This window comes from Glycomyces sp. NPDC021274 (assembly GCF_040641195.1).
GTDB lineage: Bacteria > Actinomycetota > Actinomycetes > Mycobacteriales > Micromonosporaceae > Glycomyces.
The window spans coordinates 1-20,649 of record NZ_JBFADC010000018.1; the positions used below are offsets into that span (position 1 = coordinate 1).

General features: G+C 68.9%; 17 protein-coding genes. 6 read left to right on the forward strand and 11 right to left on the reverse strand.

The window, feature by feature from the left end:
* Positions 1–652 precede the first annotated feature (652 nt).
* The 3 genes from rpmA to AB0I03_RS24900 all read right to left on the reverse strand — a co-directional run bounded on the left by rpmA (position 653) and on the right by AB0I03_RS24900 (position 4,113).
* A complete protein-coding gene (rpmA, locus tag AB0I03_RS24890; protein WP_205324360.1) occupies positions 653–922 on the reverse strand; it encodes a 50S ribosomal protein L27 in 270 nt (89 codons plus the stop codon).
* A gap of 12 nt (positions 923–934) precedes the next feature.
* On the reverse strand, positions 935–1,234 hold the full coding sequence (gene rplU, locus AB0I03_RS24895; RefSeq protein ID WP_205324359.1) for a 50S ribosomal protein L21: 300 nt from the start codon (positions 1,232–1,234) through the stop codon (positions 935–937).
* A 284-nt stretch (positions 1,235–1,518) separates the two neighbouring features.
* Positions 1,519–4,113: an Rne/Rng family ribonuclease gene (locus AB0I03_RS24900; protein WP_360416815.1), complete on the reverse strand. Its 2,595-nt coding sequence runs from the start codon at positions 4,111–4,113 to the stop codon at positions 1,519–1,521.
* A gap of 588 nt (positions 4,114–4,701) precedes the next feature.
* Here AB0I03_RS24900 and AB0I03_RS24905 point away from each other — a divergent pair.
* Both AB0I03_RS24905 and AB0I03_RS24910 read left to right on the forward strand, forming a co-directional pair.
* Entirely contained in the window at positions 4,702–5,385 is a 684-nt protein-coding gene (locus AB0I03_RS24905) for a hypothetical protein (RefSeq protein ID WP_360416817.1), read from the forward strand.
* A 75-nt stretch (positions 5,386–5,460) separates the two neighbouring features.
* Positions 5,461–6,828, forward strand: coding sequence for a hypothetical protein (locus AB0I03_RS24910; protein WP_360416819.1), 1,368 nt, complete (start codon positions 5,461–5,463; stop codon positions 6,826–6,828).
* Positions 6,829–6,882: 54 nt separating this feature from the next.
* On the opposite strand, the gene AB0I03_RS24915 is transcribed toward AB0I03_RS24910, so the two are convergent.
* Together AB0I03_RS24915 and eccE are read right to left on the reverse strand one after the other, a co-directional pair.
* Positions 6,883–8,610: a hypothetical protein gene (locus AB0I03_RS24915; RefSeq protein ID WP_360416820.1), complete on the reverse strand. Its 1,728-nt coding sequence runs from the start codon at positions 8,608–8,610 to the stop codon at positions 6,883–6,885.
* Positions 8,607–9,863 (reverse strand): type VII secretion protein EccE, encoded by a 1,257-nt coding sequence (gene eccE / locus AB0I03_RS24920; RefSeq protein ID WP_360416822.1) that lies wholly within the window; start codon positions 9,861–9,863, stop codon positions 8,607–8,609. The genes AB0I03_RS24915 and eccE overlap by 4 nt, the downstream gene beginning before the upstream one ends.
* Positions 9,864–10,123: 260 nt before the next feature.
* Between eccE and AB0I03_RS24925 the strand changes: the two genes are divergently transcribed.
* Positions 10,124–11,389 carry a S8 family serine peptidase gene (locus AB0I03_RS24925; RefSeq protein WP_360416824.1) on the forward strand — a complete coding sequence of 422 codons (1,266 nt, stop codon included), beginning with the start codon at positions 10,124–10,126 and terminating at the stop codon, positions 11,387–11,389.
* Positions 11,390–11,593: 204 nt separating this feature from the next.
* Here AB0I03_RS24925 and AB0I03_RS24930 read toward each other — a convergent pair whose 3' ends face one another.
* Together AB0I03_RS24930 and AB0I03_RS24935 are read right to left on the reverse strand one after the other, a co-directional pair.
* Positions 11,594–11,863 (reverse strand): WXG100 family type VII secretion target, encoded by a 270-nt coding sequence (locus tag AB0I03_RS24930; protein ID WP_360416826.1) that lies wholly within the window; start codon positions 11,861–11,863, stop codon positions 11,594–11,596.
* Positions 11,864–11,915: 52 nt separating this feature from the next.
* Positions 11,916–12,206, reverse strand: coding sequence for a WXG100 family type VII secretion target (locus tag AB0I03_RS24935; RefSeq protein WP_360416828.1), 291 nt, complete (start codon positions 12,204–12,206; stop codon positions 11,916–11,918).
* 525 nt (positions 12,207–12,731) lie between these two features.
* Between AB0I03_RS24935 and AB0I03_RS24940 the strand changes: the two genes are divergently transcribed.
* Positions 12,732–13,349, forward strand: coding sequence for a hypothetical protein (locus AB0I03_RS24940; protein WP_360416830.1), 618 nt, complete (start codon positions 12,732–12,734; stop codon positions 13,347–13,349).
* 46 nt (positions 13,350–13,395) lie between these two features.
* Positions 13,396–14,646, forward strand: a complete 1,251-nt coding sequence (locus tag AB0I03_RS24945; RefSeq protein WP_360416832.1) for a hypothetical protein — start codon at positions 13,396–13,398, stop codon at positions 14,644–14,646.
* A gap of 112 nt (positions 14,647–14,758) precedes the next feature.
* Here AB0I03_RS24945 and AB0I03_RS24950 read toward each other — a convergent pair whose 3' ends face one another.
* The 3 genes from AB0I03_RS24950 to AB0I03_RS24960 form a co-directional block, all read right to left on the reverse strand.
* Entirely contained in the window at positions 14,759–16,099 is a 1,341-nt protein-coding gene (locus AB0I03_RS24950) for a S8 family serine peptidase (RefSeq protein WP_360416834.1), read from the reverse strand.
* A gap of 256 nt (positions 16,100–16,355) precedes the next feature.
* A complete protein-coding gene (locus AB0I03_RS24955; RefSeq protein ID WP_360416836.1) occupies positions 16,356–17,075 on the reverse strand; it encodes a hypothetical protein in 720 nt (239 codons plus the stop codon).
* A 213-nt stretch (positions 17,076–17,288) separates the two neighbouring features.
* Positions 17,289–18,452: a hypothetical protein gene (locus tag AB0I03_RS24960; protein ID WP_360416838.1), complete on the reverse strand. Its 1,164-nt coding sequence runs from the start codon at positions 18,450–18,452 to the stop codon at positions 17,289–17,291.
* 239 nt (positions 18,453–18,691) lie between these two features.
* Here AB0I03_RS24960 and AB0I03_RS24965 point away from each other — a divergent pair, with 239 nt between their 5' ends.
* Positions 18,692–19,378 carry a hypothetical protein gene (locus AB0I03_RS24965; RefSeq protein WP_360416840.1) on the forward strand — a complete coding sequence of 229 codons (687 nt, stop codon included), beginning with the start codon at positions 18,692–18,694 and terminating at the stop codon, positions 19,376–19,378.
* On the opposite strand, the gene AB0I03_RS24970 is transcribed toward AB0I03_RS24965, so the two are convergent.
* Complete coding sequence (locus tag AB0I03_RS24970) at positions 19,379–20,545, reverse strand: hypothetical protein (protein WP_360416842.1); 1,167 nt, start codon at positions 20,543–20,545, stop codon at positions 19,379–19,381.
* Positions 20,546–20,649: the final 104 nt, after the last annotated feature.

The window sequence follows — 20,649 nt, forward strand, 5'->3', positions numbered from 1 at the left end:
CCCGCACGCTGACCATCCAAACACCCTGTTGAGTTCTCAAACAACACGCCAACCCAGAACGATCCTCATAAGGATTCGGCCTCAGCCGGAGCAACTTCTCAACTTTACCAGTCTCGATTCGTTCCGCAACCTTCAGGCTAGTTAACCTGTGTCACAACCGATCGAGTCTCTAGCGAGTCTCAAAGATTCCCGAGATTCAGCTTCCGGACCGCGCCTAAGCTCTCTGAGCTGGTCGCTGGTCTCCGGCGGCTTCCGGACCAGTCCGTTTCGGCTCTGTTCCGTTCCCCCTCGGGCTAGGACAACATTACACGCCTTTTGGAGGGCATGAAACAGGGGGTCCCCTTTTTGATCGCGATGGCTCTGAACTGCGGCGATGCCGCTGCGACGCAGTCGGATCGGCCGGAGGGCCATCCGAACGGGTCGCCGGTGGGCCGGCTCTTCTCGCTTCATCGCGGGGTCCCTGGTTCGAACCTAGGGGAAGGGTCCGACATTCCGGGGTCGTCGCGGTGAACAGACCGTTGCGATCGGTGTTCACGCCCTGACCGAGGCGCCGGCGATGGCGCCGTCCTGGAGGCGGGTACGCGAAGGGGCCGGGCCCGTCTTTCGACGGGCCCGGCCCTTGTTCATGCTTTCGAGCGTTGCCGCTCCGGTCTTACGCCGCGACCTCGGTGGAGGCGGGGACGATGTTGACCAGCTTGCGGCCGCGCTTGGAGGAGAAGAGGACCTCTCCCTCGGCCAGGGCGAACAGCGTGTCGTCGCCACCGCGGCCGACCAGGTCGCCCGGGTGGTACTTGGTGCCGCGCTGACGGATGAGGATCTCGCCCGCGCTCACGTGCTGACCACCGAAGCGCTTGACGCCAAGTCGCTTGGAGTTGGAGTCGCGCCCGTTGCGGGAGCTGGATGCGCCCTTCTTGTGTGCCATCTGTCCAACCCCTTACTTGGTGATGCCGGTGACCCGGACGAGGGTCAACGGCTGGCGGTGACCCTGTCGCTTGTGGTAGCCGGTCTTGTTCTTGTACTTGTGGATCTTGATCTTCGGGCCCTTGGTGTGCTCGAGAAGTTCACCGCTCACCGTGACGCCAGAGGCGTCGGTGACCACAGTGCCTTCGTCGACGAGCAACACCGCAGGCAGCGTAAGCGTGTCGCCGGGCGCGCCCTGAAGCTTCTCGACTTCGAGGACGTCTCCTTCGGCGACCTTGTACTGCTTTCCGCCAGTCTTGACGATTGCGTACATGTCGACGCGGTCTCCTTGGGTCCTCCCCGGTGCGGGGAAATGAGTTCCCCGCAGGGGAACGGTGTTTGTCAATTTCGCGGTGCCAGGCACCTGCCGGTCTTCGGTTTCGCGAACGTCACCTGGGCCGGCCCGCCGATCGAGCTCCGCGTTCATCCCCGTGAGAGCGGGGAGGAAAAGCTGAGGGCTCTATAGGCCGCTCACTAGGGTACGTCATGTACCCGCTGGTTCCGGCATCGGGATCAGCTCAGCGCCGCGGACGTCACAGTCCGCGGCGCCGGGCCGTCCTAGTGCTCGGGTGCCGCCGAACCGGCTTCGTCGCCGGGTTCGGTGTCGGCTTCCGCTGCCTCGGTGGACGAGTCGGCGGAGGTCTGCTCCTCGGCCAGGACCTCGTCGGCGTCCGCAGGGACGGCCTCCTCGGTCGCGGCGGCGAGGTCGACGGGCTCGGTCTCGACGACCGTGGCCGCCTCGTCGTGCTCGTCGGTCGTCTCGTCCACGATCGCGACGTCGTCGTAATCGTCCTCGTCGTAATCGTCGTGGTCGTGCTCAGGGAGCGCGGCCGCGATCTTCGCGGTCTCGGCCGCTGCCGACTTCACGTGCGGCTCGGCCTGCTCCTGCTGCTTCTGCTGGCCGGACTTGTTCCGGTCCCGCTTCTTCTTGCCGCCGCCCTGGCCCTGCTGCCCCTGGGACTGGCTCGCGTTGGCGTTGCCGCCCCCGCCCCCGCCGCCGTTGCCCTTCTTGCGGGTGTTGCCGAGGATCTCGTCCGCGTGGACGATGACGCCGCGGCCCTTGCAGTGCTCGCAGGGCTCGGAGAAGGCCTCGATGAGGCCCTGACCGACGCGCTTGCGGGTCATCTGGACCAGGCCCAGCGAGGTGACCTCGGTGACCTGGTGCTTGGTCCGGTCGCGGCCCAGGCATTCGGTGAGGCGGCGCAGCACCAGGTCGCGGTTCGACTCGAGCACCATGTCGATGAAGTCGATCACGATGATGCCGCCGATGTCGCGCAGGCGCAGCTGCCGGACGATCTCCTCGGCCGCCTCCAGGTTGTTCCTGGTGACGGTCTCCTCGAGGTTGCCGCCCTCGCCGGTGAAGCGACCGGTGTTGACGTCGATCACGGTCATCGCCTCGGTGCGGTCGATGACGAGCGAGCCGCCGGAAGGCAGGTAGACCTTGCGGTCCAGGGCCTTGAGGAGCTGCTCGTCGACGCGCATCTCGGCGAAGACGTCCTTTGCGCCGGTGTGGCGCTTGAGCCGCGGGAGCAGCTCGGGCGAGACCGACTCGAGGTACTTGTGGATCTCGTCGTACGCCTCGTCGCCTTCGACCACGATCTCCTTGAAGTCCTCGTTGAAGACGTCGCGGACCACGCGGATCAGGACGTCCGGCTCGGAGTGCAGCACGCTGGGCGCGTTGCCCTTCTTCGACTTGACCTGGATCTCCTCCCACTCCATCTGGAGGCGGGAGATGTCGCGGGCGAGCTCTTCGGGGCCGGCGCCTTCGGCGGCGGTGCGGACGATCACGCCGGCGCCCTCGGGCACCAGCTTCTTGAGCGCCGCGCGGAGGCGGGTGCGCTCGCGGTCCGGGAGCTTGCGGGAGATCCCGGAGGCGTTGCCGCCCGGGACGTAGACCAGGTGGCGGCCCGAGAGGGCGACGTGGCTGGTCAGGCGGGCGCCCTTGTGGCCGACCGGGTCCTTGGTGACCTGGACGAGCACGGCGTCGCCGGGGCGCAGGGCCTGCTCGATGGAGCGGGCCTTGCCGGCGAGGCCGGTGGCGTCCCAGTTCACCTCACCGGCGTAGAGCACGGCGTTGCGGCCGCGGCCGATGTCGACGAAGGCGGCCTCCATGCTCGGGAGCACGTTCTGGACCTTGCCGAGGTAGACGTTCCCGACCAGGCCCTGGGTGCCGGACTTCGACACGTAGTGCTCGGCGAGGATGCCGTCCTCGAGGACGGCGGCCTGGGAGCGGCCGTTGCGCACGCGCACGACCATCTGGCGCTCGACGGCTTCGCGGCGGGCGAGGAACTCGGCCTCGCTCACGACGTTGACGCGGCCGCGGCCGGACTTGCGGCCGTCGCGGCGGCGCTGGCGCTTCGCCTCGAGGCGGGTGGAGCCGGAGACGCCGCGCACCTCCTCGTTGGAGGAGAGGGCCCGGCGCTGCGGGGTGCGGACCTTGACGACCACTTCGGCGTCGTCGTCGGAGTCGTCCGGTCGCGAGCGGTCGGAGTCCTCCGAGCCGGCGCGGCGGCGGCGGCGACGGCGGCGACGGGTGACCTCGGGGCCGTCGGCCTCGGTGTCCTCGTCCTCTTCGTCGTCGGACTCGCGGTCCTCGTCGTCGTTCTCTTCGTCGTCGTCCATGGCGCCGTCGACGCCCTTGCCGCGGCCTCGGCCGCGGCGGCCCCGGCGACCGCGGCGGCGTCGCCCGGCCTCGGAGTCGTCATCGTCGTCGAAATCGTCGTCGTCGTACTCGTCGACGGCGGGCGCCTCGGCCTTCGGCTCGGGCTTGTCGGAGGACCGCTCGGTCTTCTCGGGGCCCTTGTCGGCGGTCTTCTCTGCGGCCCGGTTCTCGGAGCGGTTGCGGGTGCGCTTGCGCGTCGCCTGCTGCTCCTGGGGCTGGGCCTTCTTGGCCTGCGTCTTCTTCGCCTGGCCGCGGCGCGGCTCGGGCTCTTCCTCACGCGGTTCGCGCTTGGCGGGTTCGGCCTTGGGTTCGGCAGCCTTGGGCTGGACCTTCGGCGGGGGGGCGAACATCGGCGCGGCGGTCGCAGCGGCGGCGCGGGGGCGCTCGGTCCGCGGCGGTTCCGCCGGAGGCTCGTCGTTCTTGGGTTTCTGAGGAGCCATGAAGGTCACCGCGACTACGGGAACCTGTTCGCGCGGCTCATTCTCGCGCATATGAATAAATCTCCATTCCAGCCGCCGCCCGGGCGCGTGATGCGATCTGCATCCGCTGCCGCACGGGCGCGGCATCAGCAGTGCGGTCCTCCCGGCCTGGCGAGGCCGGCATCCGGCTCGCTTCGCCCAAGAGGCTGGCGAGCCATACTCCGGCGCTCAAATCATGCCGTTCGGGCCGCACTGAAAGCCTCAACTCGCGCTGGGATTTCAACCTCTGCCCCAGCCGAGTGGTCAAGTCCGTCGCCGTCGTGAGGGACGCGGACAGGACATCTCCAGGTCGCACCGTCCGTTGCTATGTGCGGTACGACAAGGTCGAGTATCGCACACTCTGCGTCATTCGCCGAGCCGGTCAGCAGACCGGTGCCGCCGCTCTCAGTCCCGGGCCGCGTCACAGGCCCGGAAGCCATGAGCGCCGTCACGAAAGGGTGAGAAAACACGACTCCTCGTGGTTGGCACGGTTCGAGCGTGGCCCGTGTCCCATGTACTCGGTAGGCTGTGGGCTGGCGCGTCGGCAGCGAGCCCTCCGAACCGAGCTCAGGCGCGCCCCGCAAGCTTCGGCACTGAAGGAAGACGACCATCGCACTCCAGGTGATCGACTCGGACAAGTCCGAGGAACCCCGGGCGGACGGCAAACCCTCCACCTACCAGGGGCGGCATCGCGGTGCCGACCTCTTCCGCCAGCTCACGAGCGTGGGCTGGGTGCTCGCCGTGGTCGCGCTGCTGCTCGCGGGCGGGGCCACCGTCCTGTACTGGTCCTCCGGGAGCGGCGACGAAGCGCCCTTCGTCGACGCCGGGCAGATCGACGACCTGTGCGCGCTCTCGGTGAACACCGAGCTGCTGACGCCGTGGGCCGACACCGAGCAGGCCCGCAACCCCGAGGAGTCCTCGAAGGAAGCGGTGCGGACGTTCAACTGCACCTATTCGGCGGAGTACGCCGGTGACGAGGCGTACCGGCTGGTGACGCTCTTCTCAACCGTGCAGGTCTACGAGGACGCGTCGAAGGCGCGGGCCGCGCACGCCGGGGTGCTCGAGTTCGAGGCCTCCAAGGGCTTCACCACCGAGGACGTGGGCGGCATCGGCGAGGAGGCGGCGGCCGTGACCGTGGCCGGGAGCGAAGAGACCCAGGTCAGGCTCCACGTCCAGGTCGCGAACGTGACGCTGACCGTCACGGTGTTCTTCACCGGCGTGCCGCCCGAGGGCGGCGACGTGCGTCAACTGACCGAGGATCTCGGCACGAGCCTCGTCGACGCGCTCCCCCGAGTGGCGAATTAGGCGGCTCCCCTTAAGCTGGCGGTGACTACCGCGGCGTCAAGTCGACACGCCGGGAATCATTCGCGGAGGATCATCGTGAGCGCCACACCACCCTTTGGCCCGGCATACGACGAGCAGCCCGAGGACGGGCAGCGGCCGGGCGCGGGCCAGTGGCGGCCCCGGGCGGGCCGACCGCGCGGGGCGCAGGGCGAGCCGGGACGGCACCCCAGCGGGCAGATGCCGCAAGCGGGCGGACCGCAGGGCGGCCCTCCGGTCGGTGGACCCCAGGGCCCGCAAGGCGGACCGCAAGGACCTCAGGGCGGCCAGCGCCCGCTGCCGCAGGCCGGGCGGCCTTCGCAGGACCCTCGCGGCGGCAGCGTGCCGCGTGCGGGCGGGCCTTCGGCGGGGCGCGGGCCGCAGCCCGGTCAGGGCCGACCCGGTCCTGCGGGGCAGGGCCAGTCGCCGCAGCACTTCTCCCCGCAGACCGGCGGCTACGAGTCGCGCCGTCCGCAAGGCGGACCGGTGACCGGTTCGACGCCGCGCACCGCTCCGGGATCGGAGCCGCGCCCGGACCAGTGGGGCGCGGGATCGCCGCCGAGGCGCGAGGCCGGGTCGCCGCCGCGTCGTGACGCGGGTTCGCCTCCGCGGGGTGCGGGTGAGCCGCAGTTCCAGGGGACCGAGCCGCCTTCGCGCAGGGACGAGCCGTTCGAGGAGGCCGCGTTCGCCGATGAGTCCCGCGGCGAGTGGGGTGTGGGGAACGAGACGACGACGATCGGTCGGCTCGGGTACATGCCGAAGGAGCCGCGGCGCCGCTCCGACTTCCAGAAGGTGCGGAGCCGGGCGCGCAAGTCGAGCCCGGTCCCGAAGGTCATCATCGGTGTCGTCGCGCTGGCCCTGGTGGGCGGCGGCGTGTACTGGTTCATGAACCGGGACGACGACGGCGGCGAGAACACGGCGGGCACCGAGACGAATCTGACGTACGACGGCAGTGACGAGCCGTGCTCGCTGGTCGACGCCGGGCCGCTCGAGTCCGTTGTGGACGGTGGGGAGCCGGAGGCGGTCGGGGACGCCGAGGAGAAGACCGGCGGGTGGTTCCAGACCTGCTCGATGACGTACGGCGAGGCCGAGCGCGCGACGGCGCTGCTCGAGGTCGACGGCACGGTCTTCGAGACGGACGCGCGGGCGAGCGTCTACTTCGAGTTGGGCACGAGCGATGTCGGCGAGCCTGGCGCGGCCTGGACGCTGGTGGAGCCGGCGCCGGAGATCGGCGACCAGTCGGCGGCGGTCGCGCGCGTCCCTGAGGGGGAGACCGCGAACTTCCACCTCCATGTGCAGGACGACAACGCGTACGTGGTGGTGCGGCTCTCGGTGTCGCCGGACGCCGCGCTCGACCAGCAGGGCCTGACCGACATGGCGCTGGAGATCGCGAACGGGTACCTCGAGAACTGGCGCGACGCGAGCTGACAGCATGCGAAGAGGGGCGGGGCCGATGGCCCCGCCCCTCTTGCTATGCCGTGATCAGTACGTGCGCATGGGCGCGCCGAACATCTGCGCCTCGATAGAGGTCGGGGAGCACCACAGGTAGCGCTCCTTCTGGCCCTTGCGCAGCATGGCGATCATGTCGTCGTGCAGCATCTGGAGCCATTGCAGCACTTCCTGGTTGACGCGGATCGCCGAGCGGGCGATCTGGGCCTCTTCGGCGGTGAGCCGCTGCAGGACGGTCATGTGGGCCTCGCCGGTGAGCTCGTCCGCGTAGTTGGTGAGGCGCGGGAGCACGGTGAGCTGGGTGCGCCAGGGGCCGAGGACCGGCTTGGTCTGGGAGCCGCGCTCGCCCACGTCGTACACGTACAGCGCCGGGGAGTGCTGGCTGGCCTCGACGGTGACCGGCTGGTCGCCGTGCAGGACGGCGAGGCGGTCGTTGCGGCCGGTCGCGGTCTCGCCCAGGCCGTTCCACTCCTGCGGGCGGGTCGTGCAGACCGCGACGCGGGTGCCGATCGCCAAGGCGCGGAAGACGAGCAGGCGGGCGAGGTACACGCCGCCGATGAGGTTGATGCGCGTCTCCTCCGGGCGGAAGAACGGGGCGACGACGGGCACCTGCTCGGCGTCGCGGCCGATCACGAGGCCGGAGGGCGGGCTGGCGGAGGTCATGAGCTCCAGCGCCCGCGCGGTCGGGATCTGCGGGGAGGGCTTGACCGCCTCGACGGGCCGGCCCGCGTCGCTCGCGGTCTCGACGGCGCGGTCGGTGACCGGGAGGCCGTAGACGGTGCCCTCGGTGGGCCCGGCGGAGACCGAGCCGACGCCGAACAGGCCGGCGGAGGTCGGCAGGGAGCTGATCGGGCCGCCGGTGATCGGGGCCGCGCCGGAGTACGGCATGCCCGAGTACGGCTGGGCCGAGGCGGGCTGCGCGGAGAACGGCTGGCCCGAGACGGGCTGGCCGGACACGGGCTGCGCCGAGACCGGTGAGATCGAGGGGGCGCTGACGGGCGCGGCGGAGACCGGTGCGACCGACGGATGCATCGGCTGCGCGGGTTGCACCGGCTGCGGCGTGGGCTGGTACGGCGTCTGCGGTTGCGACTGCTGCGGCCGGGGCGGTTGCGCCACAGGCGGTTGCGGGGTCTGCTGCTGCGGCGGAGGCGGCGTGGCCCGGGCGGGCGTCGGCGGCTGGGCCGGCGGACGCTGCGGCTGCTGGTACTGCGGCGGCGAAGACGGTTGCGGCGCTTGGCCTTGCGGCGGCGAGGCCGGCCCCGGCACTTGGCCTTGGGGTGCCGGCGGGCGCATCTCGGGCGGCCGGGGCGTCTGCTGCTGCGGCGACACGGGCTGCGCCGGACGCGGCGGCTGCGCGCCGCCGCGGGCGGTGGGCGACTGCGGCGGCGAGGCCGGGCGGCCCTGCGGCGCGGCGGGCTGCTGGCCCTGGCGGGCGGCGCCGTAGGCGGCACCCGGTGCGGGCGGCTGCGCGGGCTGGCTTCCGGTCTGTCCCGGCTGGGGCTGGGCGCCGTACACGGCTCCCTGCGGGGGCTGCGCGCCGCCGCGGGCGCTCGGCGGCGGGGTGGCCGCGCCCGCGGTGCTGGGGCGGCCGATCTTCGCGGTGCCCGAGGCCTCGTCGTCGACGGCGCGGCGCTGGCCGCCCTGCTGCTCATCGTCCTCTTCGGAGTGGCGGTTGGTGCGGTGGGCGCCGCTCTGGTACGAGCCCCCCTGGTAGGTGCCGCCGCCGTAGACGTTGCCGGTGCCGTTGTTGCGGTCGCTCATCGGGGGCCTCCTCCGGTGGGGGCGGATGCGTAGGCGGCGGGGCCGTGCTCGCCGTCGAGGCGCTGCAGGCGGACGCCGAGCTGGTCGGCGACGTTCAGCAGCTGGTTCTGGGCCGACTCCCAGGAGGACTGGTCGAGGGCGAGGCGCACGATTCCTTCGACGGCGAGCTGGCGTCCGGTGACGCGGCCGTCGGGGTTGACCTTGCCGTTCGTGCCCGCGGTGACCACGGTCGAGACGGTCACGAACGCGGCGGGCACGCCCGAGAGCGCGTCGCCGGTGCGGTGAAGGGACGCGGCGTCGGTGGGCCACTTGGTGATCCGGTAGGCGACGTGGCGCAGGCCGTCCGCGTACCAGTGGCTCCACTCTTCGGCGGTGCGCTCGCCGGGGACCGGCGCGAACGCGACACCGAGCGACTGCGAGACCGCTTCGCGGACGCCCTCGGCGTCGAGGATGCGGTTGGGGACGCCGACGTTGCCCAGGAGCTTGCTGACGCGCTGGGAAGTGCTCGCCAGCGCCTTGTACACGCCGTCGACCTCGCCGCCGCGCTCGGCGGTGGCCTCGCGGGCGTCGCGGGCGCCGAGGCGCACGGCGAGCCAGGCCTTGTGGTGGACGACGGCGGGGTAGTCGCCGAGGAGTTCGCGGTAGGAGCGGGAGGCGGGGCTGTTGTCGTAGGCGCTCAGGCCGACCGGGGTGGTGTGGCCGATGAGCTGGACGGCGGTGACGGGGACGGAGGTCTCGTCGAAGAGCCGTTCGAGGCGTTCGAGCGGGACGGCCTTGGTGCCCTCGTCAGTGGTGCCGATCTCGATGACGGAGAACCAGCCGCCGTTGTCGTGGCCGATGCCGACGTTCTCGTCGCGGTCCTCGATGCCGGTGATGCCCAGGTCGGGGGCGATCCGGTGGAGGACCTCGGTGAGCTGCTCGGGGTCGAGGGCGCGGATGCGCCGCTTCATGCGCGACTTGAGCGGCCAGGTCTGGTACCACCAGTAGTCGCCCTTGCGCCAGAAGACGATGATGAGCACGATCAGGGCGACGCCGCCGCCGACGGCGCCGGGGATCATGCCGAACGCGAGGCACGCCAGCGCGAGGACGAGCGCCAGCTCGATGGTGATGAGCTGGGCGACCGTGAGCGGGCCGAGCCGGCCGGTCGAACGGGTCGTGAACACGACCGACTCGCCGGGGGCGGGGCCGTTGCCCTGCTGGGCTTGCACGGACGCGGTGCCGCGAGCTTGCTGTTGGGCCTGCAGCATCGTCATGGGCGACGTCTCCAAGATGAAGGTGAGTGGTCGTATCCATCGTATGCGGACGAGTCCACCTCTTGGTCCCCCGCCCTTCCGGTGTTTCGCGCCGATACGGGTGCACCTGCCCGCTGGTATTGCGGCGTTAGACTGACCGGGTGCGATTCCTCCCGCGTGTACCTCTCTATGCCGCCGCTGTCGCCACGTTCGCGACTGGCATGCTCATCCTGGCGCCTGCCCCCCCTGCGCAGACGCAGCAGCCGGGCTGGGATTCGAGTATGGCCCCCGAAGACGAACGCGCCGAATGCATTCCGGTCTCCGAGGGCGGTACGACGCTCAATCAGCGGCCATGGGCGAAGAACTTCATCGGTCTCGAGCAGGCGCAGCAGTACAACCGCGGCACGTTCGAGACGGGCGCCAAGAAGGGCCAGGCGGTGACGATCGCCGTGATCGACTCGGGTGTGGCGGCGGCGCGTGAGGACGTGTTCGGCTCCCGCCTGCTGGACGGCTACGACGCCTGGGACGCGAACGCGAAGGGCAAGTGCGATTCGGCGCAGGACGGCCACGGCACGGCGGTGGCGGCGATCGCCGCGGGCGGCCCCATCGGCGTTCAGGGCAACGAGGACTTCATCGGTGTCGCGCCTGAGGCGAACATCCTGCCCATCAGGGTCTTCGCGGGCGGGGACGGCGGGGATGTCGAGAAGAGCAAGGTGGTGGCCCAGGCCATCAGGGACGCGGTGGACCATGATGCCGACGTCATCAACGTCTCGTCGGTGATGCTCAAGACGGACGAGCTCGCCGCCGCCGTCGCCTACGCGATCGAGAACAACGTCGTCATGGTGGCCGCCACCGGCAACGACACCCAGCATATGGACGACACGAGCATCGAGGCGGACAAGCAGACGTTCTATCCGGCCAACTACCCGGAGGTCATCGCGGTCGGGGCGCACAACCCGTCCGGGAACTGGTACGAGGGCACCAATTTCGGGGCCAACATCGACCTGCTCGCCCCCGGGCAGGAGCTGGCCTACCCGTTCGCCGGCGGCGAAGGCGACTGGCTCACGGGCAATGGCACGAGTTTCGCCGCGCCGTTCGTGGCCGGGGCGGCCGCGCTCCTCAAGGGCGAGTACGGCAGTGAGGCGACGCCGGCGTGGATCCAGCAGCGTCTGCAGGAGACCGCGATCCACCCGCCGAACGAGTTCAACATCTACCAGGGCCACGGCATCCTCAACGTGGGCGCGGCGTTGACCGCGCCGGTCGACCAGGACGAGGTCGTCTCCGACACGGCCTCGCAGGCGCCGACCGAGGCGCCGAGCGCGACGCCGATCGCGGAGGAGGACCGCGACTCGATCGCCGGCCTCGACCCCGACTACGACCCGCTCCGCACCGAGAAGGCGATCGCCTGGGCGAGTGTGGGCGGCTCGATCGTGCTCGTGACGCTGGTGCTCGTGCTGCGGAAGATCCTTCCCAAGGGCCGCAGGCGCGGCTGGCGGCCTGGCACCCGGAAAGCCGACCTGGTCCCGGTGAAGACCGTGACCGACTGACATAGGCGAACGGGGAAGGGCGGGACCGCGCGGTCCCGCCCTTCCTTGCTTGTCGAGCCGGACTCCCCCGGACGCCGCGAATGAGGGGCGGCCCCGTGGCGTCCTCGAAACGTTGACGTCGCGGCGGCATCCATGGCATGAAGAAACCCGGGTCGTCCTGTGGACTACCCGGGTTTCCTGTCGTCTTCGAGCTCAGGGAAGCTGCTACCCGCCGAAACGGCCAGCGTTCGCGGCCTCGGTCTCCCGGTAGCGTTCCTTCGCGTTCTCGACCGCGCGGCCGACTGCTTCGAGGATGTCGTTGATCTTCTCGAAGGACGCGTCCCACTGGGCCTTGGACTCTTCGTAGGCAGCCTTGTCGGCGCCTTCCCACTCAAGGCCGTCGAGCTTGGTGCGAAGGTCGGCGAGCGCGCTGGTCATTGCGCCCGACCGCGACGCGATCTCAGCAGTTGCAGCTTCGAGCTGCTCGTAGCTCATAGAAATACGAGAACCCATGGTTCACCTCTTTCCTTAGTTTCGGGGGGAAGTTTTAAAGCTCGGCGTCGAAGGCGCCGAAGTCGGAGCTGGACGCAGCGTCCTGCTCCGCCTGCTGGGCGGCCGAGGTGTCGAGGCTGTCCGCGATGTCCTGGAGCGCGTCGAGGAGCTTCGCGGCCTCGGCGTCCCACGCCTGCATGACGTTGGCGAACGCGGCGGCACCCTGACCGGTCCAGCCCGCGGCGAGGTCGTCGCACAGAGCCTTCAGCGCGTCGAGCTCACCGTCGACCTCGAGCTTGGTGTTGACCGTGTCAGTCGCTGCTTGAGCAACTGTCTCTGTGTCCATTACGACACCGGCCATATTTCACCTCCAAGTGATAAACCGGGGGCTGAGGCGCTAGCAACCTAGGCCTGCAGGGGTATCCCAGTGAGTTTTCGATCGATTCCGCAGTCACCATAACCCGTCCGTGCAAACTCACCGGGTTGGCGGTGCGCCTCTGAGTTTACAAGCATTGGCGACGGCCGTGTATCCCCACTTTGTGCCAGCTCCACAGGCGGTCTTCCCCCGATCGGGTGAGTCCCGGAGTCCGGCCGTCAGGTTGCGGCGCAAGGGGTGCACAAACCGGTCTTGCCGGGGCGAACGGTTCGCCGCGACGGCGCCGGCGCGATGTCGCCGAAGGCAGGGAACGCACCTGCTGGCGGCCTGTGTCCCGAACTCCCGCTTTCGTGCCATGCGAGACGGCCTGTTCGGTCCTGGTGGCCGCACCTCGGTATGCTGGTCTCAGCACAATCGAGCGACCGTGCCCGCAGCGCCACGCCGAACGGCTCGGGTCGATATTCCCCCTGTAAACCCGATCTTTGCACCGAGGTGATGACGTTGTTGGACGCCGACTCCGGCTACACGGCTAGCTACGACGCGAGCGAGAACCTGTACTCGGTCACGAACTCCTCCACCGGTGTGACGACCCAGATGACCGAGGAGTCCTTCAACGAGTTCATCTCGAAGATGGACACCACGATCCAGGATCTCGGGCTCTTCCGCAACCGGGTCCTCTCCGGCACCGTCGTCACCATCCGCGAGAGCTGGAACCAGGACTACCTCAGCATGGGCGCCATGCAGGAGGTCGACGCGCAGAACCTCAAGCTCGGCGGCTTCGACGACGCACTCGAGCTGCAGGAGGCGTACCGGACCGTCTTCTATCCTTCCCGCGCAGAGCAACTGGACCGGGTCGTGCACGGCCTGGACACCGGTCGCGTGGTCAGCGAGGACATCAAGAACAGCTACCTCGAGAACGACGGCAACGTCTCGGCCGACGTGGTCAACATCCAGAGCGAGTTCGATTCCAGCACCGGCAGCATCACGGCCGGCGACGTGGACGAGGCCCGTTCGGACAACGAGCGCGGCAGCGACATGCCCGCCGCCGGCGACGAGACCGGTGCCGGCACCGAATCCGGGACCGGTACCGAAGAGCAGCCCCGGGTCCTCTAGTCCTCGTTCATCGGTGAAGACCTGACCCCCTAGGAAGGAGTCGAAGATGGCCGCCAAAGGCAAAGGTGTCGACTACTACAAGAGCACCTACACCCACCAGCAGCTCTGGGACATGCTCCACGAAGGCGACGACTACACGGTCGAGCAAGCCGGCTACATCTGGGTCTCTGCCGCGAGCGGCATGAAGGCCGCGCGCGAGGAGATGGACACGCACGTCCAGTCCCTGCGCTTGCAGTGGACCGGACCTGCCTCGGACGAGTTCGACGGCCGTATGAATCTTGTCAAGCAGTACAGCGTCGAGTCCGAAGAGGGAATGAAGACCGCTGGAGAAATCGCCATTCCCCGGCTGGCTCAGTACCTCAAACAAGCTCAGACGCAATCGGAAGCGCTCAATCCCGCTTTCATCGACGAGTACGAAGACTGGGTCGAAAGCACGAAGAAGGTCGACCCGGCCAGCGCTGAGGCTCAGTCGAAGAAGACCCAGTGGCAGCAGGAATACCAGAACGACCTCAACACGAAGCATGGCGAACTGGCTCAGATCGTCGCTGACCTCGGCGATCATTACGCCAAGGCGAATGAAGAGACTTTCGGTGAGCTGCCGCCCCCTCCCCCGAGTGACATGCCCGGCAACAACACCTACACGAAGCCCACCGGTGGCGTGTTCTCCGAGACCGCGCTGAACCCGTCGAACTCGCTCGGTAGCGTTCCTGCTGACCAGTCCGCCGACCTCGATGGCGACGGCTTCGCCGATGCACCGGGCGATTTCGACCCGGCTTCGGACGACCTCGACCCGGTTGCGGGCGAATGGGGCTTCGGTTCCTACGACGACGTCGACTCGGATGTCGGTGGTCTTGCCAGCGCGACGACCATTCCCGGCGGGGGCAGCGGCTTCACGACCGGCGGCGGTACCGGCGGCATGGGAGGCTCCAACATTCCCGGTGGCGCAGGGCTGTTCGGTCCCTCCCAAGGCGGGACGGGCGGCAATCGCGGTGCCGGCTCCAGCCCGGCGCGTTCCGGCGCGAACGCCGGCAAGCCGGGGTCGAGCCCCGCTCGTTCCGGTGCGAACAGCAGCCCTCGCGGAGGCAACACCGGAAACCGCCTCTCCTCGACCAGTCGCAACACGATCGGTCGTGGCGGCAGCGGGGGCAACAACCCTCGTGGCGGTACCCGTTCCGGGTACAACGACGATGACGAGGATGAGACGTACACCCGCGAGACCTGGCTGCGGGAGGACGATGTCGACTGGAGCCAGAACAATGTCCGTCGCGAAGAACTCGACGACGATGACGACGACTGACGGACACTGAGCAACGTGTGAGGGGCGGTTGGCTGGAGCCAACCGCCCCTCACACGTCGCAAGACTGAAAGTAGAAGGGGCCCAAGCTCATCGCTTGGGCCCCTTCTAGGAGCTATTGTCGGTTCGGATCATTCGGTCGCCAAGGCGTGCCCTGATCCCCGCCACTCGGCGGAGACGTGAACCCTTGTTGACCACGGGGAGGGCTGCTGTAGCCCTGCGGGCCAGGCGGAGGCGGACTGCCGTAGGCCTGGCCGCCGCCCATCGGGGGGCCGTTGTATTGCTGCTGCATCGCAGGTGGTTGCTGAAGTCCGCCCTGAGACGGACCGTTGGCCGGGATGTAAGCCCCGGGTTCCATCGCAGTAGCGCTCTTGCGGCCTCGACCGCGGAGAACCAACCAGACGGCGATGGCCGCACCGACTAGCACGACTGCCGCTGCAACTACGATGATGGTCGAGAGATTCGATTCCTTGTTCGCCTCAGCCCCACCGGAGGCCGGTCCTGCAGATTCACCAGGCGCTGCGGATTCGGCGGGTTCCTCGGAGGAGTCGTCAGCCGGGGTGGCACCGCTCGCTCCGGCCTCCCCCATCGGGTAGCCAAGCGGGTTCTCGGTGACTTCCTCGATGTTCTCAGCATGCACGGCTTGATCAGCGTTCACCAACCCATATCCCGTGTCTTCGCTCTTATTGCCGCTCCCATCACCAGCGGTCTGGATCATGCGCTGGATGACGTTGCTCGCGTCGAGTTCCGGGTGCGCGGCCCAGGTCAATGCGGCGACGCCGCCGACAACACCTGAACCCATCGAGGTACCACCGATAACGTCAGCGTAAAGCTCCGTGTTTCCCAGCGAGCTGTCCTGTGGCAGCGGTGCGGTCATCTCGTCAGCCGGGGCGGCAAGTTCAACTTCAGGCCCAGTAGTGGTGTTCTCAAACCAGATGTTTCCGTTGCGATCAGTACCAGTCACAGTGACCACTCCAGGCACGAATCCTGGATAGGGCACTTCTTCAGCCGGATCATTGCCCGCTGAGGCAATGACAATCGCACCCTTGTCGATTGCGTACTGCAGGACTTCGAGATAATCTCCCTCGAACCCGCGGCCATAGACGGCCCAAGGAACTACCAGGACATCCGCCCCGTTGTCGACTGCCCATCGGAAAGCATCGAACTCGATGTCGCCCAGGCCCCCTGCGATGACTGATGCGCCTGTGCTGAGACGGACGGGCATGATGGTGGCCTCAGGCGCCGTAAGCAACACGGCAGCGGCAATAGCGGATCCGTGTCCATCGGTGTCGTTCCAGCCAGTGCCGTCCTCGGTGCCGAGAGCGGAATAGCCGTCCAAGATGTCCTTGTCGTCAAAGAACGGATGGTCGTTGATTCCGGTGTCCATCACCGCGACGGTGATGCCCTCGCCTCTTGTGGTTTCCCAAGCTGCAGGGGCTTGCACCTGCTCCGGCACCCAGGCGTTGTCGGCCTCGTAGGTGGGGTCCTGTGCCAGGGCGGTGCTCGGGGCGGCTGCGAGGACTGCTGCTGTGGCGAGGGCTGCGAATCCCGCGCCGAAGGCGGTGCGGGGGTTTGAAGTGCGTCGCGCTGGTGGGGGTTGCAGAGGGATTGGCGTGAGAGGTGTGGCCATAGGGTGAGACCCCTTCCGTGTGCCGGTCGTTACAGCGCGGTCCGCTCTGTCCCACAAGATACCGGACCAACTGCAGGGGGCCCTATTCGGTGAAGGTCGTGGAGAGGAGCGCCTGGGTCGCCTCTTCGTAGAGTCCTTCGCCGATTTCGGGGATGCTCGCGATGGCAACGAACGCGGTGCTGCCGTCGATGTCCACCACGAGGACGGCGACGTCTTCGAAGGTTTCGGCTTCTCCTGCGGCGGGCTGCCAGGTGACGCGGACTTCGCACCAGCCGGCGGCGTGGCCGTCCATGTCGAGTTCGCCGGCTTCGGGAGCACCGACGGTCTTGGCCTCGGCGTCCGCTCCGCCGACGTGTTCGCTTTCAGCCCATGCAGTTGCGACGTACGCAGCGGATTCGCCGAGGCGGGCGGGGTCATAGAAGCTGGCCTCGGGCCAGGCGCCGGCTTCGATGTACGACATGTGGTCGTCGTTGTGCATGACGAGGCAGCCGACCGATGCGTCCGACACGTAGCCCGCTCCCGACTCGAAGTTGATCGGGCTCCAGCCGTCTCCCGGGAGCGGCGTCGCGGTGCCGAGGTCCGGATGGTCGAGGTCGCACGGCAGCACCTCCGTGGCGGACTCGCTCGTCTCGGGCTCGGCGCTGGCGCTGCCCTGCTCGTCGTCCGCTGCAGTGACGTCGCCGGGCTCGTCCTCGCTGGAGAGGAAGTAGAACGCGCTCGCACCGCCTGCCACGAGGACCAGTGCGCAGACGACGATGAGCACGACGAGTCCGGTCCGCCGCTTGGGCGGCGCGGGCGGCATGGGCGGTTGGAACTGAGGTGCGCCGTACCTGTAGCCCCCGGGAGGCGGGTATTGCGGCGGCTGGTTCGGGTACTGGGGTTGGCCGTAGCCCGCAGGTTGCCCTTGGGGAGGCGTATAACTCATTCAGCGAGCGTAACTCCACAAAGCCACCCGAACTGACCCCGAGTCCGAGCCTCACCGCGCCCGTTCGCTCCGAAGCGACGCGACGTTTCATCAGGCCGGCTCGCAATAGGATTCGTAGCCGTCGTCCCATGCGGTCGTATCGAATTCGGTGGAGGCATTCGGGTCCTGGTTCGGGCCGATCGCGTACTCGCCGGTTTCATCGAAGACCAGGTAGAGGCCGTTGGTGGTGAGCGGGCATTCGAGGACGACCTCCTCAGCGGTCGCTGCATCGACGGCTGTGACGCGGGCGCGGCCTTCGTGCCTGGTCAGCAGGCCGATGTCGGTGGCGCGGTAGATGGTGTCCCAGACGACGGAGGCGGGGGCGGCGTGGGGGTACTCGATGATCTCCCAGCGGTTGTCGTCGCCGAGGGTGAAGTCGAGGTCGTCGATGTGGTGGTCCTGCAAGCCGAACGGGCAGCCGAATGATTCCGGGCCTTCGGGGGCCGCCAGGCACTCGTCCAGGTACGCGGTGAGCCGCTCGTTGAGTGCCGCTTCGTCGCCTTCGACGACGGCGAAGCCTGCAAATGCCTCGACGAGGCCCGGCGACTCGGATCCGTCGGCGCTGACGAGGCGTTCCCCCAGGGCGAGCAGCGGTTCGCCCTTGTACGCCAACAACTCCGGGGCATGCTCGTAGAGCCGGTAGACGCCGGGGAGCAGCGCGAAATCGGTTTCGAACGCGGTCTCGGGCGCGATGTCGAACGGCAAGGTGATCCCGTTGACTTCGAGATAGGGGACGGGAAGTTCGTCGATGGTCAAGGTCGCGAACGGGTCCGCCACCTTCCAGTCGCCGTCGAGCAGTTCGAGGTCGAACTGGTGCGTGAGCTCGGTGTCGCCCGGCCCTTTGACGGTGGCCCAGACCTGTGCGTCCACGGTGAACTGCGTCCAGGACTGGAGGCCGAGGTCCAGGATCTCCCAGTCGGCACTCATCGCCTCGGGGACGAGCAGGTCCTTCGAGCGGTAGTGGTCGCCCGTCGTCAGCGCCAGCGCCGCCTCCACGTCGCCGGCGCGGGAGGCTTCAAGGAAGGCGCGCACGACTGCGACCGGTTCGTCGGCCTGGCGATCCGTGTACGTCCAGCGCGCGGTGTAGCCGGCTGCGGCGAGGACGAGGATCAACGGGACTGCGATGGCGATCCGGCGGCGGGTGCGGGCCTGCATCGGTACGTCGGGCCAGCGCTGCGGGTTGCCAGGTTCGGGCTTGACTCGGCGGACGACCATCGGGTTCCTCGGGCGGCTCGGGGTTTCGGGGATTGCGACTCACCGTACTTCGGGGCATCCACACGGTGGCGGCCGATTTCTATGATGGCAGGGTGCATCCCTCACCTGAACCCGCAGCTCCCAAGCGACGTCGTGTGCCCGATTGGTCGTTCGCCCTGGGGTTCGGAGTTGCGATCCTGGCCTTGGTCTATGTGCCGCTCTGGGCTCCTGACGCCGCGAATTTCGTTGAGCCTCAGGCGGTGAGCGAGACCCACCTGCCGGAGACCGAAACGGTCGGCCAGTATCTGGGGCTGGCCGAAGTGCGGCCGGACGAGGAGCCTCCGGCGGCGTCGAGTGTTGTGGTCGAGGCGTTCGGCCATGACGTTTCAGTGGACGGCAGTGCGTTCACCTGGGGCGCTTCGGTTCGCAACACCCACGGCGAGTACGCGGCGACCTTCGGGCTGCAGGTGTCCGTCGAGGGGGTCGATCTGGTGAGCGGCGAGTTCGTGTCGGCCTTCAGCGGGATGACGCCGCCGGGCGGCGAGGCCCGGGTCGGGGGATCGTTCTATTTGGGCGATGACTTCCCGTCAGATCCTGTGGTCGACATCGCGGTCGTGGAGTTGGAGTGGTTCGCTTCGGACGGCGGGACGTCCCCGGAGGCGCTGGTGTCGCCGCTGAGTGCGCGTCTGGACGAGATCGACGAGGGGGACGATCCGAACGGGGAGATGCGGTTCTCGGTGACGATCACGAACAGTGCCGCCCATGCGATCAGGCCCGTCCTGACGGCGGCCTTCCACCGCGCCGACGGGACACCGGTCGGCGCTGCCACGCTCTACTTGATCGAGCCGGTGCCCTCTGGGGATTCGACGCGTGAGCTCGAGGTCTGGAAGAAGGACGTGCCGGACGGTGCGGATCTTTCGATGACGGAGTTCGTGACGATCTGGTAGTCAGTCGCGGCAGGTGATGCCGTTGATGGTGTCATTGAGCGGGTCGCCTTGGGGCAGTATGCATTCGGTGGGTTCGGCGGCGCGTTCGACGCAGGGGCTCTCGAGGTGGAGGGTCGGGGCTGCGGCTTCGGTGTAGGCGAGCTTGATGGCGTGGACGCCGGTGGCGGTGGGGTAGGCGTCGCCGTCGGCGGGGAAGGCGCGTTCGGCGGTGACGAGGCGGGTGTCGTCGAGGGCCGCGCCGTCGTAGGTGAGGGTGAACTCGCCTTCGCTCCAGCGGGCCGCGATGGAGGCGGCGGCACCGGGTTCGGTTGCGCTGGTTGTGGAAGCCCGGTCGCGCAGTTCGTAGGTGAGCAGGTAGCGGTAGGTGGGCAGGCCGGCGGGGGTGTAGTAGTCGCAGGGCTGCACGTCGAGGGTGCGGGTGGTGAAGCCGGTGAAGCCGGGGATCGCGTCGGTGGTCTCGGTGACGGCCTGTTCGAGGCCGGCCCAGGTGCCGGGTTCGCGGTACTCGCCGCCCGGGGCCTCGGTGGCGGTGGCGGCGTGGGCCCATTGGCGCACTTCGGTTCCCGTGGCGAAGGCGCAGGCGAGGGCGAGGCACCAGACGGCCGCTTCGAGGCCGAGCACGCGGCGGTGCGGCCGGGGGGCGGCGCCGAGCCATGCGCGGGTTTTGGTCGTGGTGGCGAGCCAGAGGCCGGCGAAGACGAGGGGCCCGGTGGTGACGAGGTGGCGGATGCCGACGTGGTTGGAGCCGTCGCTCATGGTGTCGGCCAGCGGCATGGCGCTCGGGGTCAGGAGCAGCACGGTCTGGACGGCGGCGAGGGCCGCGGCGGCGGCCAGGTAGCGGCCTGCGCGCCGGCCGCCGCAGGCGAGGCGGATCGCGGCGATGAGGTTCACGGGGACGGCGGGGGCGAGGATGAGGAGGTAGGCGAGGCCGCGTTCGGTGAGGCGGTTGTCGATGCCGGGCCAGGCGTAGGCCTGGACGCCCTGCCAGGCCCAGAGCCAGGTGGCGACCACCGTCGCGGTGGCGGCCAGGAGGAGGAGCCGGAGGATCTGGACGCTCATGGGGGCCCGTGTCCGGGCGTGCGGCGGCGCCGTCTCGGCCGTGCCCGCGCCGCTGCTGTCTGCAACAGTGGGGGCGTCGGGGCCGGGGGGCGTGAGCAGCGGTTTCATGCGGGGCCTTGGGGTCCAGTGGCGCGAGCGGGTTTCGCGTCCGTTCTGCAACCTATACGCCGCAGGGCCGCCCACCGGTTGCGGTGGGCGGCCCTGCGATGTGC